The sequence below is a fragment of the Bradyrhizobium sp. 14AA genome (assembly GCF_054185205.1).
The window spans coordinates 208980-223466 of the sequence record NZ_JAVAYM010000009.1 but is presented as its reverse complement, the minus strand read 5'-3'; the positions used below and the strand labels follow the sequence as shown (position 1 = coordinate 223466).

The window sequence follows — 14487 nt, the reverse complement described above, 5'->3', positions numbered from 1 at the left end:
CGCAAGTGCCTTCTTCGTCACTGCGAGCGCAGCGAAGCAATCCAGAATCCCTCCGCGGAAAGACTCTGGATTGCTTCACTGCGCTCGCAATGACGTGTGACGAGACAGCCCTCACAACCCTCCCCCCGTGAAGAGCGGGGAGAGGGCGTGAGAGAGTTGTGCGTCTCTTACTGCGCTAGACGCTGACTCACGCCGCGTGCTGATGCGCGGCGATGATCTGGTCGGCGGCGCGACCCGTGACTTCGGCCATGTGGTCGAACTGGCGGGTGAAGCTGCCGGCGCCGGCCGTGGCCGAACGCAGCTCGACGATCAATTCGCCGATCTCGGCTTCCGGCATCATGGCGCGGACGCAGTCCCAGCCGCTCCAGCCGTCACGCGTGTCGAAGCCGAGGATCTGGCCGCGCCGCGCCGACAGGATCGCGTTGATCTTGGCGGTGGCATCGGTTGGGCAGACGATCTCGACCACGTGGATCGGCTCCAGCAGCACCGGCTGGCAGTGCGGCAGGCCTTCGTTGAGTCCGATCCGCGCCGCCGTGCGGAAGGCGAGGTCGGAGGAATCGACGCTGTGATAGGAGCCGTCGGTCAGCGTCACCTGCAGATCGGTGACGGGAAAGCCGAGCGGACCGCGCGTCAATCCGTCGACGACGCCCTCTTCCACCGCGCCGATGTAGTTCCGCGGCACCGCGCCACCCACCACCTTCTCGGTGAATTTGAAGCCGTCGCCGCGCGGCAGCGGCTTGATGTCGAGCACGACGTCACCGAACTGGCCGTGACCGCCGGACTGCTTCTTGTGCCGCCCGCGCTGGGTGATCGGCTTGCGGATGGTCTCCTGGTAGCCGATGCCGGGCGGATGCGAGGTGACCTTGACGCCGAAGCGGTCGCGCAGCCGCTCGCCGGCGACCCGCAGATGCATCTCGCCCTGTCCCCATAACACGGTGTCGTGGGTCTGGGCGTTCTGCACGACGACCAGGGAGGGATCCTCCTCGTGCAGCCGCGCCATCGCCTGGCCGAGCTTCACGTCGTCCTTGCGATCGGTGGCGGCGACCGAGATCGCGAGCACCGGCGGCGTCGGTTCCGTGGCGAGCAACCCCGACGGCGGGGTCTTGCCGCTCGAGACCGTGTCACCGGTCTTGAACGGATCGAGCTTGGCGAGCGCCACCGTGTCGCCGGCCTCGGCCATGGCACGCTTGGTGTCGTAGGCGCCGTTGACGGCGAGGATGCCGGAGATGCGCCCCGAGCCTCCGGACGCCGATTGCAGCGTCGCACCGTCGTCGAGATGGCCGGCGAGCAACCGCGTCAGCGACAGCTTGCCGCCGTGCTGCGAATGCAGCGTCTTGAAGACGTAGCCAAGCGCATCCTTGGTCTCGGGCGCGCCGAGACGTTTTGCGGTCTCCGCAATGCCCGGCGCCTCGTGACGCAGCGCCTTCATCAGACGCAGCACGCCATTCTCGCGCGCGGCGGCGCCCAGCAGCACGGGACAGATCAGTCCCTCGCGCAATTCGCGCGCGAGATCGTCGAACACGGCATCACGCGGCGGCTGGATGTCTTCGAGCAGTTGTTCCATCAGCGCATCGTCGTGGTCGGCGAGCTTCTCCAGCATCGAGAAGCGGGCTTCCTTCTCGCGATCGAGATTGCCGCCTTCGAGCGCGACCACTTCGGAGGCCTTGTGCTCGCGATAGACGAAGGCGCGCTCCAGCGCGAGATCGACGAAGCCCTCGATCAGCTCGTCCTTCCAGATCGGGATCTGGCGCAACACCAGCGGCACGCGCGAGGCGGGCTGGAGCATTGCGAGCGTCTCGCGGATGCGCTGGCTGGCGCGATCGATCTTGTTGAGGAACAGGAAACGCGGGATCTTCAGCTCTTCCAGCTCGCGCAGGATGATCTGAAGCTGCGGCAGCTTCTTCTCGTCGGCCTCGCAGACCACGATCGCGGCGTCCACCGCGGGCAGCGCGGCGCGCATGTCGTGGGCAAACTCAACGGAACCGGGACAATCGAGGAAGGTGTAGCTGTCGCCCATGAAACTCGTGGTGGCGGCAGTGAGCCCGACGGTCATCTTGTGATGGCGGGCCTCTGGCGTGGCGTCTCCGACGGAAGTTCCGGCATCGACGCTGCCGGCGCGTGGGATGGCGCCAGTTCGCGCCAGTATTGCTTCGAGAAGGGTGGTTTTACCGCTTTGGAAAGGGCCCACCAGCGCGATGCACCGTGGACCTCGGGGACTTCTGACGTCTTGTCCCATTCGCCGCCTCCTTGGTGTGGAGCTCGGCCCATGATTGGGTCGGCAAGCGCGGATGCTCTGCCCGTCCCAGGAGTTTGGCAAGCGTCAAACTTCGCTGCGGTGCGTCGTCGGCTGGATTAGGTCTTAACGTCTGACGAGATCAGGTCGTCGCCATGTTCCACCTCTCCCCCGACGGGGAGAGGTGAGCCAACGCCTTCGCTGTCCGAAGGCTCAACGGCCCGGACGGAGTTCCAGGCTCTCGAGGCCGGCGGCGACGTTGAGTCCGACCTGGCCTTGCACGCTGAGTGGCTGGAGCGAGATCGAATTGTTGGAGCCGCCGATCAGCACGTTGCCGCCGACGCCGACGCCGACCGAGGCGCTGCCCTGCGCGCCCGCGTAATTGCCGGAGAGGTCGCCGGGGCCAAGCCGATCGACCGGCGCGAACACGCCCCAGGCCAGCGCCGTCTCCTGGGTGATGCCGATGTCGAGACCGACTTTGTGGATGGTCGCGACGTAGCGATCGTCAGGCGAGCCGTCTGCACGCAGCACGCAGCCGAGATGGGTCACCGATCCCACGATGAAACCGACGCTGGCGCCGCCGCGGCATTCGAGCACGCCGACCCGTGCCATCCGCTGCTGTGCGTCGCTGTCTGCAAGGGAAGCAACGAGGCTGGCGGCGATGAGACCGGCGAAGATGAACGAACGGCGCATGAAATGTCTCCGGCGATGATGTGGTGCGAGCATGGAAGGCGCGGCACACGCCGCGCGATGGTCTATGCCACAACAGCTCCGGTCGCGCCAGATCGCGCTGACGTGAGAGAAAAAGGGCCCGCATTGCGCGGGCCCTTTCGTGTCACTTCGTTGCCGTGCGCTTAGCGCAGATTGCCGCAGAAGCGCTGGATGCGCTTGCAGGCGTCTTCGAGGTCCGAGGTCTTGGTCGCGTAGGAGATGCGGAACGCCGGGCCGAGGCCGAAGGCCGAACCCTGCACCACCGCGACGCCTTCGGTTTCCAGCAGCTCGGTGACGAAGGTCTCGTCATTGTCGATCACCTTGCCCGACGGCGCGGTCTTGCCGATCGTGCCGGCGCACGACGGATAGACGTAGAAGGCGCCCTCGGGCCGCGGGCATTCGATGCCCTTGGCCTGGTTGAGCATGGAGACCACGAGATCGCGGCGCTCCTTGAACACCTTGTTGTTGGCGGGGATGAAGTCCTGCGGACCGTTCAGCGCTTCCACCGCCGCCCACTGCGCAATCGACGACGGGTTCGAGGTCGATTGCGACTGGATGGTCGACATCGCCTTGATGAGCTGCGCCGGGCCGCCGGCATAGCCGATGCGCCAGCCGGTCATGCAATAGGCCTTCGACACGCCGTTCACGGTGAGCGTGCGGTCGTAGAGTTTCGGCTCGACCTGCGCGACCGTGGTGAACTGGAAGTCGTCATAGACGAGGTGTTCGTACATGTCGTCGGTCATCACCCAGACATGGGGATGCTTCACGAGCACGTCAGTGAGCGCCTTCAGCTCGGACTTCGTGTAGGCGGCTCCCGTCGGGTTCGACGGCGAGCACAGGATCACCCATTTGGTCTTCGGCGTGATCGCGCGCTCGAGCGCCTCGGCCTGGAGCTTGAAGCCGGTCGCAGCGGTGCAGACCACCGACACCGGCTCGCCGCCGGCGAGCGCCACCATTTCAGGATAGCTGACCCAGTACGGCGCGGGGATGATCACCTCGTCGCCCGGATTGATGGTCGCCATCAGCGCGTTGTAGAGCACCTGCTTGCCGCCGGTGCCGACGATGATCTGGTTCGGCTTGTACGTGACGCCGTTCTCGCGCTGAAACTTCGCGATGATCGCGTCTTTCAGCTCGGGGATGCCGTCGACCGCGGTGTACTTGGTCTTGCCGGCTTCGATGGCGCGGATCGCCGCCAGCTTGATGTTGGCGGGCGTGTCGAAGTCGGGCTCGCCGGCACCGAGGCCGATGACGTTGCGGCCCGCCGCTTTCAGCGCGCGTGCTTTATCCGTGACCGCGATGGTCGCGGACGGCTTCACACGGTCGAGCGCAGCGGCAAGGAAGGACATCGTCATCTCCTGACAAGCGTCGAGAAGCCCTGGGCCTCACGACTCTGATTGTGGGAATGAGCTACCCTAAAACGTGTGCCGCTGCGCCGCAAGAAACTTCAGCCCGATCCCGCAAAAGTTTACGGATCCGGCGCGTTTCAAGGCGCGATTTCCCGCAATTTTCCGCAACTTTGCCTCCGGAATTGCTCATATCCGGCAAGGCCTGTCCTCGGAGCAATTTTGCCGCTCCGTGCCGCGGTGAAACCAGCATGTCGTCATTGCCCGGACTTGATCCGCCTGCGCGGCAGAGGCCGCTTCGGCGAAGCGAGCCCGGCTACGACGATGCGGAAGCATTGGCGCCCTAATCCCGATGGTCGATGCAATGATCCGACGCGCTTCACGGTCTCGTCGAGCAACGCGTCCCCGCGTTGACGCAAGCGTGATCTGATTTGCATCGCTCGGCAGAAATGATCTTCCGCGGCGCTGCAGTGCGGTAGGGTTTTCGAGTTTTTCTATTGCGCGGCCCTTGCGGCGGATTCACATCGGCATCATTGTTTAGCCGCGTCGCGGGGCAACAAGCGCCGCGTCTCCCCATCTCCCGGAATCATCCTCGGAATGTACAAGCTCTATTCGATGCAACGCTCGGGCAACAGCTACAAGGTCCGCCTTGCGCTGGCGCTGCTGAACGTGCCTTACGAAGCAATCGAGGTGGACATTCTGCGCGGCGAGAGCCGCACGCCGGACTTCCTGACCAAGAACCCGTCGGGCCAGGTGCCGCTGCTCGAGGTCGGCGGCGACCGCTTCCTCGCCGAGTCCAACGCCATCCTCTGGTACGTCGCCGTCGGCACGCCGCTCGCGCCGGAGAACCGCATCGACCGCGCCGAGGCGCTGCAATGGATGTTCTTCGAGCAGCACGCGCTCGAGCCGAACATCGGCGCCGCCTATTTCTGGCTGTCGCTGGTCAAGGGCGGCCGCGACCTCCAGACCCATTCGCTGGAGGACTGGATGGAGCGCGGCTATGGCGCGCTCCAGGTGATGGAGAACCATCTCAAGACCAGCGCCTATTTCGCCGCCCGCCAGCTCACGGTCGCCGACATCGCGCTCTACGGCTACACCCACCTCGCCGACCGCTGCGACTTCGACCTTTCGACCTTCCCGGCGATCCGGGACTGGCTGAAGCGCGTCGAAGCCGCGCCCGGCTTCGTGTCGATGGACTGGCGGCCGGCCGACATCGACGACTCCGCCAGCATTGCCGCGGGCGCCTGAGGAACCGTCCCTCGGCTCCGGCGAATAACGGGCATAAGAATCCTTCCCGCCGCAATCTCGCCGTTTTCGGCGCGATAGCCGCCCCAATATTGCCGGTTGAAACTGGGAAATTGTGGAAGGTCGCGGGTGATTCGCTCGCGTGTTGAAGGATTTAGACCATGATTCGGGCGTCCGGCACGGCAGGCTTTCACGGCCACCCCGCTACCGTCGCGTCTCCCCGGTTGACCCGCGCGGTTGCGGCTTCGCTCGCCGTCGCCGCGCTGTCGTTGTGCCTGATCGTCACCCTGACGGTGCTGTCGACCAAGGCCACCATGGCGATGGGCCTGCCGGTCTGATCCCCGTTTCATCCTGGACCAACCTTCAAGACGCCGCGTGGCCCGTGCCGACCGGCATCGCGACGGGACGTCGATGAAATCACCTGTGGTAGTCGTTGCAATCACCCTGACCGCAGCCATCCTGGTCGCGGCCTCGCTGTTGATATTGGTCGGCACGCGCAAGGGCGTGGGGACGTCGACGCTGAACGCGCCCGTGCTGCAACAGCGCCTCAAGCACGCGCATTTGGTCTAAAATCATCCGAAAGCTTTGCGCTTGCGCGCAAGTGTCCCTTAAGCGCATCGCGCGAAATCGCATCGCATGGCGCAACGATCCGTCAGAATTGGCGCCTTACCTCGTTCGGGAGGAGCGAGACTGGCCCATGCGGTTCGGGTGGCGTGCGATCTCCGGTCCGGCGCTGACGGCAGCAATTGCGCTGCTGGCGATGCTTCTCGATCGCCTTGTCCCCGTTCCCTCGCCCGCACCGCTGTTCGTCTGCATCGTGGCGCTTGCCGGAGCCCTCTCGGGTCTCTCCTCCGCCATGACCAGCGCGGCCATCGCAGTGATCGGGTCGGCGCTGTTCTTCCTCAACCGTCACGGCGTTTCCGGCTACGCCGTCGCCGATCTGGTCCAGCTCGGCCTCCTGATCATGACGGCCGCCGGCACCGCCGGCATCACCGGACTGATGCGCGAGCAACTGCTCGGCACGTTCGCCGCCGAACGGCAGAGCCACGCCACGGCCGCGCGGCTGTCCGCCGCGCTCGATCAGGTCGATATCGGCATCGTGCTGCTCGATGCCGAGACGCGGGCCGAATTCATCAACCGCGCCTTCCGCGACTATTTTGCGGTGCCGGACGAGATCGCCGACGGCAAGCCGCCGTTCATCGCGCTGATGTATCACAGCCGCGACACCGGCGCGTTCGAACTGCCCGAGGACGAGCTCGGCACCTTCATCGCCCAGCGCATGGAGATGGTGCGGATCGGCGATGCCACGCCGATCAACATCGCGTTGCGCAACGGCGAGGTGCTGCGCTTCGTCTGCAACGCCCTGCCCGATGGCGGACGCATGCTGAGCTACACGCCGGTGACCGATCTCGTGCGCCACACCGATGCGCCCTCGCGCTCCGACTACTACCGCTCGCTGCGCGATCCCCAGGGCCGCAAGCTGATCCGGTATCTGCGTGTCGCGGAGTGATGCCATTGTGTGATTGATCGCCGCGCCCGACATCACGTATGAAGGACGCTTCATCGATCGCGGAATTTCACATGTCGCTCACCATTCGCCCCGTCACGCGCCAGGACTACGATCAATGGCTGCCGCTGTGGGATGGCTACAACGCCTTCTACGGCCGCTCCGGTCCGACCGCCCTTGCACCTGAGATCACTGAGGTGACCTGGCAGCGCTTCTTTGACGCCTACGAGCCGGTGCATGCGCTGGTCGCCGAGAGCGACGGCAAGCTGCTCGGGCTGACGCACTATCTGTTCCACCGCAGCACCACCGCGATCGAGCCGTCCTGTTATTTGCAGGATCTGTTCACGCTGGAGGCTGCGCGCGGCAAGGGCGTCGCCTCGGCGCTGATCTACGGCGTCTACGAGCGGGCGAAACTGGCGGGATCGCCGCGCGTCTATTGGCAGACGCACGAGACCAATCTCACGGCGCAGAGCCTGTACGACAAGGTCGCGGAGCGGTCCGGCTTCATCGTCTATCGCAAGCTGTTCTGACCCCCGCCCACACCCTGTGGATAACTCCCGTTGTCACCCGCGCGTAACATAGCGGGACTACGCTGCGCCTGCGTCTGATCAGGCCCCCCGTCACCGATCAAGCGCCCCAAAGCGGTCCCCGTCAGTCGCCGCGTCTGACTGGGGCCGCATTTTTTTGTCCGCTCTGTCGGCATGGCAGCAGCGCAGTGGGCAGCTTGCTGGCGTAGTGCGCCGCGGTCACAATGGGTGCGGCTTCCTCTGACAGGACTTCCCATGGAAATTCGCAATCTCGGCGCCTCCGGCCTTCGCGTGTCTGCGGTCGGCCTCGGCTGCAACAATTTCGGCCAGCGCACCGACCTCGAGACCTCGCGCAAGGTGATCCATCGCGCGCTCGATCTCGGCATCACGCTGTTCGACACCGCCGACATCTATTCCAACATGGGCGGCTCGGAAGATGTGCTCGGCGCCGTGCTGGGCGACCGCCGCAAGGACATCGTGCTGGCGACGAAATACGCCAAGCCGATGTCGGAAGACGGAACCAAGCAGGGTGCCTCGCGTCGCTACGTCATGGAGGCCGTGGAGGCGAGCCTGAAGCGGCTGAAGACCGACTACATCGACCTCTACCAGCAGCACGACTACGACCCGCTGACGCCGATCGAGGAGAGCCTGCGCGCGCTCGACGATCTCGTCCACCAGGGCAAGGTCCGCTACATCGGCAATTCGAACTTTCCGGCCTGGCGGATCGCGGAAGCGGAGTACGTCGCGCGCGCGATGAATGTCAGCCGCTTCGTCTCCTGCCAGGACGAATATTCCCTGGTGGTGCGCGACATCGAGAAGGATCTGTTGCCGGCGGCAACGGAATACAAGCTCGGCCTGTTGCCGTTCTTCCCGCTCGCCAGCGGACTTCTGACCGGCAAATACCGCAAGGGCGAGGCCGCGCCCGGCGACACCCGCTTCGGCAAGGTGCCGCGGCTGCGCGACCGCTACGTCACGCCGCGCAACGAGGAGATCGTCGAGAAGCTCACCGCCTTCGCGAAGGCGCGCGGGCACAGCATGCTCGAGCTCGCCTTCTCCTGGCTCGCCGCCCGCCCGCAAGTGTCGAGCGTGATCGCCGGCGCCACCCGTGTCGAGCAGATCGAGGAGAACGTGAAGGCGATCGCCTGGAAGCTCAGCACGGATGAGATGGCGGAGATCGACAAGATCACGCTGGGATGATCTTTGCGATGCGACGCTACTTGGCGCCGCGTCCCACCGTCTGCATCACCTCGAAGCCCTCGAACTGGGGATGGCCGAGATAAAGCGGCTTGTTGTCGCCAGCCTTGTGATGCGCCGCGCGGAACGCCTCCGACTTGGTCCAGGCCTCGAACGCGGCATGGTTCGCCCACACGGTGTGCGAGGCATAGAGCGTGTGGTCCTCGAGCTCGGGTCCGCGCAGCAGATGGAATTCGACGAAGCCCGGCACCTTGTCCAGATGCGTGTCGCGGGTGAGCCAGACCTGCTCGAAGGCGGACTCGGAGCCCTTGGCGACACGGAAGCGGTTCATGGCGATGTACATGCGGTGGTCTCCTGATGCTCAGGCGATTATTTCGTCATTCCGGGATGCGCCGCAAGGCGCAGCCCCGGAATGACGGCGTCTGTGGTTTAGGCAACCAATCCCTTCATCGGCCGCGCGCTCGCGCTGTCCGGAAACACCGTCTCCGCCAGCACGCGATCGGACAGGCCGAACTGGCCCTGCAGCACGCCCTTGATCACGGAGCGCAAGTCCGTGGTGGGCTTGAGGTCGCGGGCCTCGTAGAGGTTGGCGAGCTTGAGGCCCGGCCAGTCGGAGATGACGCGGCCACCCTTCACGGCACCGCCGGCGAGCAGCGCGATCGTTCCCGTGCCGTGATCGGTGCCGTCGGTGCCGTTGATGCGCGCGGTGCGGCCGAACTCGGTGGCGACCACGACGACGGTGTCGCGCCAGCGCGCCCCGAGGCCGCTTTCGAATTCGGCGAGCGCGCCGTCGAGACCGCCGAGCAGGAAGGCGAGGCGCCCCACCGGGCCGCCCTCATTGGCATGCGTGTCCCAGCCGTCGAAGGCGAGCGCGGCAATGCGCGGGCCATCGTCGGCCGCCATCAGCTTTGCCGCGCCGCGCGCGATCTGCCGCATCTGCGCAACCTGATTGCCGCCCTTCGGCTTCATGTCGTCGCCGCTCGCGACCTTGTCGAGCTGGAGGCCTTGCGACAAGGCGGTTGCCAACGCGGGATCGCGATGGCGGTAGAGATCGACGAGACGCATCGCGGTGTCGTCGTCGGCCTGCGGCAGCGCCACCGGCGCCCAGCCGACGGTTGGCGCGTTGCCGCGCAGCACCAACGGCGTGGTGGGCCCGACCGCGAGGCCGCTCGACACGCGCTCGCCGCGCGGCAATGCTTCCAGCGCGCGATTGAGCCAGCCGGATTGCACGCGGCCCGGGCCGGCATAGCCGCTTTCGAGCACGTCCTGGCCGTCGAAATGCGAGCGGTCGCGATACGGCGTCGCGACGGCGTGGATCACCGCGGCATGCATGTCGCGATACATGCGCGCGAATTCCGGCATCGCCGGATGCAGCGCGAAGAACGTATCGAGCATGATCGCGGGATGCGCGCCGTCAGAAGAGAGCGCGATCGAGCCGTGCAGGCCGGCATAGTCGGGATCGCCGACCGGCGCGACGGTCGAGAGCCCGTCGAGCGCGCCGCGCAGAATCACCACGATCAGTCGCGGATCGCGCCCGTCGGCGGCGCGCGCGAATTTCGGCAAGTAAGCCCAGGCCGCGAAGGAGGCGCCGCCGAGCAGGAGGCCGCGGCGCGAGGTGAGGAGGCGGTTCTCGACGCAGTCGATCATCATCATCTCCTCTGCATTTCCGGCGACATCAGCAATAGCGCCAGCGCCTGCTGGCGCGATTCCGCGCGCTCGATGGTCTTGCGCGTTTCGATCGAAGCCGCATCGGCCGCCGCGAATTCGAGCAAGTCGAGCGGATCGATGTTGTTGCCGAGCCGCGCGCCCATCTGCGCGGCGATGTCGAGCCTGAGCTTCATGCCTTCCGGCGCGGCCCAGGCGGCGCCGGTGTCAGGGAAACCGTTGGGCCCTGCCGGCGACCACAGCGGCTGGCCGAGCAGGTTGAGACTGTTGAGATACAGTCCGGGATCCTCGGGCACGCGCGCCAGCAGCCGGCCGCTTGCGACCAGGAAATCGTAGGGGCTACGCATCTTGGTCAGCGGCGCCTTCCAGGCCTCATCGGAATCGACCAGCGCCGTGGCAACCGCCCTGAGATCGCCGTCGGTCTTGACGAAGACATCGCGCAACCGCGCGACCAGCGCGGGCGGCGGTTCGTCGGCGACGAAATGACGGACGAGCTTGGTCGCGATGAAATTCGCGGTCGAGGGATGGCGCGCGATGTCGGCGAGCGCGGCCTCGCCCTGCGCGAGGCCGGTCGGCTCGTAGGTCTTGCCGAGCAGTTGCTGCGGCCCCGGCTGGTGCGCATTGGCGTTGAACACGAAGGAACCGGGTGTGCCGAGTTGCCCCTGCCTTCCGGCAAAGGTCCAGCCGGTGATGATGCGCGCGAGCGAGGTGACGTCGTCCTGCGTGTAGCCGCCGCCGACCCCGAGCGTATGCAGCTCCATGATCTCGCGCGCGAGATTTTCGTTCAATCCGCGCTTGCGGTTCTGGCCTGCGCGCGAATCCGGCCCGAGCGATTGCTGGTTGTCGAGGAAGAACAGCATCGCGGGATGCTGCTCGACCGCTTTCAGCATGTCGGCGAAGCGCCCGAGCACATGCGGCCTGATCGCCTCGCGCTCGAACGCGCCGGCCCAGATCCGCGCCAGCTCACCCTTGGTTGCGGAGATACAGAAATGGTTGGACCAGAACACCACCAGGCGCTCGGTGAAGCCGCACTCCACCAGCGTCGCGCGCTGCAACCGCGCCAGTGCCTCGGCGCGAAAGGTCTTTTGAATGACGTTGAGCGGCTGCGGCGCCGGCTTTGCCGCGGGCGGCGTGGCCGCGCTGGGCTGCATCGCTTCCGGCTTCGCCGCATTGTCGGCCGGCTTGGCCTCGGCCATCTGGCCGGCGATCTCGGTCGCCGCGGCGTTCAGCGACAGATTGCGGCGGAGCCCCGGCTTCTGATCGGCCGGCGCTTGCGGCGGCGGCGCCTCGGCCGGCACGCCGGCTTTGGCTGCGGCCTCGCGCGCCTGCTTGACCTGGTCTTGATAGGCGAAGACAGCCTGGCCGAGTTGCGGCGTCGATTGCAGCCCCGGCGCCTCCAGCAGCACGCCATTGGGACGGGCAAGCTCCGCCTTCACGAAGCCGCGCGGGTCCGAGGCCGCATTGATGAGATCGCCCGACGCGCCGCCGCGGGCGCCGAAGCCAAAACGGTTGAGCGCGACGAGAGCGGCTTGCGAATCGCGGGCCATCGATTTGTTCTCCGCGCCTTGCCAACCGCTTTCCCGAGACGTGCGCGACGCTTATTATACCTTAGCGACAGATGAACCCGACATGAAAATGACGGCGAAGCTTCGGCGTAAATCATGACAAATCCGAAAGAATCCGCCGTGCCGGAACCGCGCCGCCTCGCCTGCTCCCGCTGCGGCACCGAATTCGGCTGCGACCTCTCGGGCAATTGCTGGTGCGCGGAGGAAACCGCGCGGCTGCCGATGCCGGTCAAGGGAGAGGATTGCCTGTGCCGGGATTGTTTGCGGAAGGCGGCGGAGGCGGCGCGTTAGACGCGAGAGGACGGCGACACATTCAGTGTCGTCCTGGCGAAAGCCAGGACCCATAACCACAGGGAGCCGTTTGGCGAAGACTAGTTGTTCGGTACTGCGACCGCCCGCAACAGATAGATCACGCGGTATGGGTCCTGGCTTTCGCCAGGACGACGATGGAGAGAGCTACGCCTAGACGGGATGCCCCGGCGATGTCCGCGCCATGCCGCCGAACGCATCGAGCAGCTTCTCGCGCCAGGCATAGACCGGATCATCGGCCTCCAGCAGCTTGAACGGGCTCACCACGCGCGCCCACTGAAAGCCGCCGAACACGATGTAGTCGGCATAGTTCGGCGCGCTGCCGCCGAGGAAGGGTTGCTTCTTCAACGTCTGGCGCAGCACCTCCAGCGACTTGCGGAACGCGACCACGCCGGCATCGCGGCTCGCCATGATCTCTTCGAGGCTCTTGCCGCCGAAGCGCGCCTCGCGCGATTGGCGGAAATAGGCGGCGTCGACATCAGCCAGATTCTTCGGGATGTCGGCGATGATCAATGGAAAGATGCCGCCGACGATGGCGATGTCGCCCCACGCGTTGATCAAGCGCGCCATGGCACGGCCGCCCTCGCCGCCGAACAGCGACGGGGCATCCGGAAACTTGTCTTCGAGATAATTCGCGATCGCCCAGGAATCGACCACGGGCCTGTCATCGTGCAGCAGCACCGGGACCTTCTCCGACCCGTGCGGCGCGATCGCGCTCTTCTCGGTGAAGCGCCAGGGCAGCGTTTGCGCCGACAGGCCCTTGTGCGCGAGCGCCATCCGCGCGCGCCAGCAGAACGGGCTGAAGGGGCGCGCGGCGTCGGTGCCGACGAGTTCGTAGAGTTTGAGAGACATGGAGGCGTTCCGTCTTTGCGAGCGCAGCGAAGCAATCCAGACTGCCGCTGCGGAGACATTCTGGATTGCTTCGCTTGCGCTCGCAATGATGATGTGGAGTAAGGGGCGCGCCGACAACGGCTGTCATGCCCCGCGCAGGCGGCGCATCCAGTACACCGCGGCGGTCGTGAGATACATTGCTGTTGGCGTTTACTGGATCATCCGCCTTCGCGGATGATGACAGCCGTTGCTTGGCTCACCGCCCGTTCGTCCGCAACAACCTCTCGCCGCCTTCCGTCACCGCGATGACCAGCCCCACACCCGGCAGCGTCTCGCGCGCGACGTAGCCGCGATCGGCGGCGTCTTCCCAGATGGTGAGGCGCGGGCACGAGGTCTTCCAGGTCGCGATCACCTCGGCATAGGCGCGCGGCTCGCGCGCAACCCATTCGACGAAGTCCAGCACCAGCGGATCGGCAGTCTCGCTCATTGCAAACCTCCCTTGTCGAAGGCGGCCAGCACCGGTGTGCGAACCATCAGCCAGCCGCCATAGGCGATGTAGTAGCAGGCAATCGTGGTGATCAGCTTGTTCGACCAAGCGATGAATTGCTGGTCGGTCATGGCTTCGAGGATGCGCCGCGCCAGCGTGGTGCCGAGCATCGAGGCTGCGATCGCGACACCGGCGAGCACGGGATCGAGGCTCGCCGCCTGGTCGATGATTCCGCCGAAATAGATCAGCTTGGTGAAATGGCTGACGAGCTGGCACATCGCCTTCGTCGCCACCTTCTCGCGCCGGCCGAAATCGCCGCCGAGGAAGAAGGTGTCGAGCAGCGGCCCCGACACGCCGGTCATCAGCATCAAGCCCATGCAGATCGTGCCGTAGACGGTACCCTGCCAGAGGCGGTCCGGATCGGGCTTGACGTTCGCGGGCAGCAGCCGTGCCATGAACGGGGTGACGCCGAGCAGCAGCAGCGCCATCGGCTTGTCAGGCACGTAGCGGGTGATCGACCAGGCCGCCAGCGCGATGGCAGCGCCGACCATATAGTTCGCGACCGGCCGCCAGCGGATATGCGCCCGCCACAGCAACGCGCGCCAGCCGTTCGAGGCCATCTGCGTGATCGCATGCAGCACCATCGCGGTCGGCAGCGGCATCAGGGCGAGCAGCACGCCGATCAGGATCAGCCCGCCCGCCATGCCGAACAGCCCCGACAGGAACGCGGTGGCGACCATCAGCAATCCAAGGGCAGCGATCATGATGGGCGTCACGTGGGGAATCTCCTGTCGGCAAGTGAGGGACGCAGACTGCTTCACTCCCTCGCCCCGTTCTTACGGGAGAGGCGAAGGGCGGCGGCCGCCCCGC

General features: G+C 65.9%; 16 protein-coding genes. 7 read left to right on the top strand and 9 right to left on the bottom strand.

Going from position 1 to position 14487, the window contains the following annotated elements; all coding sequences use genetic code 11:
- Nucleotides 1-187: 187 nt before the first annotated feature.
- The 3 genes from RAD15_RS18785 to RAD15_RS18775 all read right to left on the bottom strand — a co-directional run bounded on the left by RAD15_RS18785 (nt 188) and on the right by RAD15_RS18775 (nt 4290).
- Complete coding sequence (locus tag RAD15_RS18785; RefSeq protein ID WP_458179617.1) at nt 188-2236, bottom strand: elongation factor G; 2049 nt, start codon at nt 2234-2236, stop codon at nt 188-190.
- Between the two features lie 210 nt (nt 2237-2446).
- On the bottom strand, nt 2447-2926 hold the full coding sequence (locus RAD15_RS18780; protein ID WP_458179616.1) for a DUF992 domain-containing protein: 480 nt from the start codon (nt 2924-2926) through the stop codon (nt 2447-2449).
- A 161-nt stretch (nt 2927-3087) separates the two neighbouring features.
- The gene (locus tag RAD15_RS18775) at nt 3088-4290 is read right to left on the bottom strand and encodes a pyridoxal phosphate-dependent aminotransferase (protein ID WP_458179615.1); all 1203 of its coding nucleotides are present in this window, start codon (nt 4288-4290) and stop codon (nt 3088-3090) included.
- Between the two features lie 594 nt (nt 4291-4884).
- On the opposite strand from RAD15_RS18775, the gene RAD15_RS18770 reads away from it, so the two are divergent.
- From RAD15_RS18770 to RAD15_RS18745, 6 genes are all read left to right on the top strand, one after another.
- Nucleotides 4885-5535 (top strand): glutathione S-transferase family protein, encoded by a 651-nt coding sequence (locus RAD15_RS18770; RefSeq protein ID WP_458179614.1) that lies wholly within the window; start codon nt 4885-4887, stop codon nt 5533-5535.
- A gap of 158 nt (nt 5536-5693) precedes the next feature.
- Nucleotides 5694-5870, top strand: coding sequence for a hypothetical protein (locus RAD15_RS18765; RefSeq protein ID WP_458179613.1), 177 nt, complete (start codon nt 5694-5696; stop codon nt 5868-5870).
- A 73-nt stretch (nt 5871-5943) separates the two neighbouring features.
- The gene (locus tag RAD15_RS18760) at nt 5944-6102 is read left to right on the top strand and encodes a hypothetical protein (RefSeq protein WP_458179612.1); all 159 of its coding nucleotides are present in this window, start codon (nt 5944-5946) and stop codon (nt 6100-6102) included.
- A gap of 127 nt (nt 6103-6229) precedes the next feature.
- Nucleotides 6230-7042, top strand: coding sequence for a PAS-domain containing protein (locus tag RAD15_RS18755; RefSeq protein ID WP_458179611.1), 813 nt, complete (start codon nt 6230-6232; stop codon nt 7040-7042).
- A 71-nt stretch (nt 7043-7113) separates the two neighbouring features.
- Complete coding sequence (locus RAD15_RS18750; RefSeq protein ID WP_458179610.1) at nt 7114-7569, top strand: N-acetyltransferase family protein; 456 nt, start codon at nt 7114-7116, stop codon at nt 7567-7569.
- 252 nt (nt 7570-7821) lie between these two features.
- Nucleotides 7822-8763 carry an aldo/keto reductase gene (locus tag RAD15_RS18745; protein ID WP_458179609.1) on the top strand — a complete coding sequence of 314 codons (942 nt, stop codon included), beginning with the start codon at nt 7822-7824 and terminating at the stop codon, nt 8761-8763.
- Nucleotides 8764-8779: 16 nt separating this feature from the next.
- Here the strand turns inward: RAD15_RS18745 and RAD15_RS18740 are convergent, their stop codons facing one another.
- From RAD15_RS18740 to RAD15_RS18730, 3 genes are all read right to left on the bottom strand, one after another.
- Nucleotides 8780-9103: an antibiotic biosynthesis monooxygenase family protein gene (locus RAD15_RS18740; RefSeq protein WP_458161294.1), complete on the bottom strand. Its 324-nt coding sequence runs from the start codon at nt 9101-9103 to the stop codon at nt 8780-8782.
- A gap of 86 nt (nt 9104-9189) precedes the next feature.
- Nucleotides 9190-10407 carry a DUF1501 domain-containing protein gene (locus RAD15_RS18735; RefSeq protein ID WP_458179608.1) on the bottom strand — a complete coding sequence of 406 codons (1218 nt, stop codon included), beginning with the start codon at nt 10405-10407 and terminating at the stop codon, nt 9190-9192.
- A gap of 2 nt (nt 10408-10409) precedes the next feature.
- Nucleotides 10410-11972, bottom strand: coding sequence for a DUF1800 domain-containing protein (locus tag RAD15_RS18730; RefSeq protein ID WP_458179607.1), 1563 nt, complete (start codon nt 11970-11972; stop codon nt 10410-10412).
- Nucleotides 11973-12086: 114 nt separating this feature from the next.
- Here RAD15_RS18730 and RAD15_RS18725 point away from each other — a divergent pair, with 114 nt between their 5' ends.
- On the top strand, nt 12087-12281 hold the full coding sequence (locus RAD15_RS18725; protein ID WP_458179606.1) for a cysteine-rich CWC family protein: 195 nt from the start codon (nt 12087-12089) through the stop codon (nt 12279-12281).
- 171 nt (nt 12282-12452) lie between these two features.
- On the opposite strand, the gene RAD15_RS18720 is transcribed toward RAD15_RS18725, so the two are convergent.
- The 3 genes from RAD15_RS18720 to RAD15_RS18710 form a co-directional block, all read right to left on the bottom strand.
- A complete protein-coding gene (locus RAD15_RS18720; RefSeq protein ID WP_458179605.1) occupies nt 12453-13151 on the bottom strand; it encodes a glutathione S-transferase family protein in 699 nt (232 codons plus the stop codon).
- Nucleotides 13152-13386: 235 nt separating this feature from the next.
- Entirely contained in the window at nt 13387-13617 is a 231-nt protein-coding gene (locus RAD15_RS18715; RefSeq protein ID WP_183243019.1) for a hypothetical protein, read from the bottom strand.
- Nucleotides 13614-14393: a TSUP family transporter gene (locus RAD15_RS18710; protein WP_458179604.1), complete on the bottom strand. Its 780-nt coding sequence runs from the start codon at nt 14391-14393 to the stop codon at nt 13614-13616. Before RAD15_RS18710 ends, RAD15_RS18715 begins: the two co-directional genes overlap by 4 nt.
- Nucleotides 14394-14487: the final 94 nt, after the last annotated feature.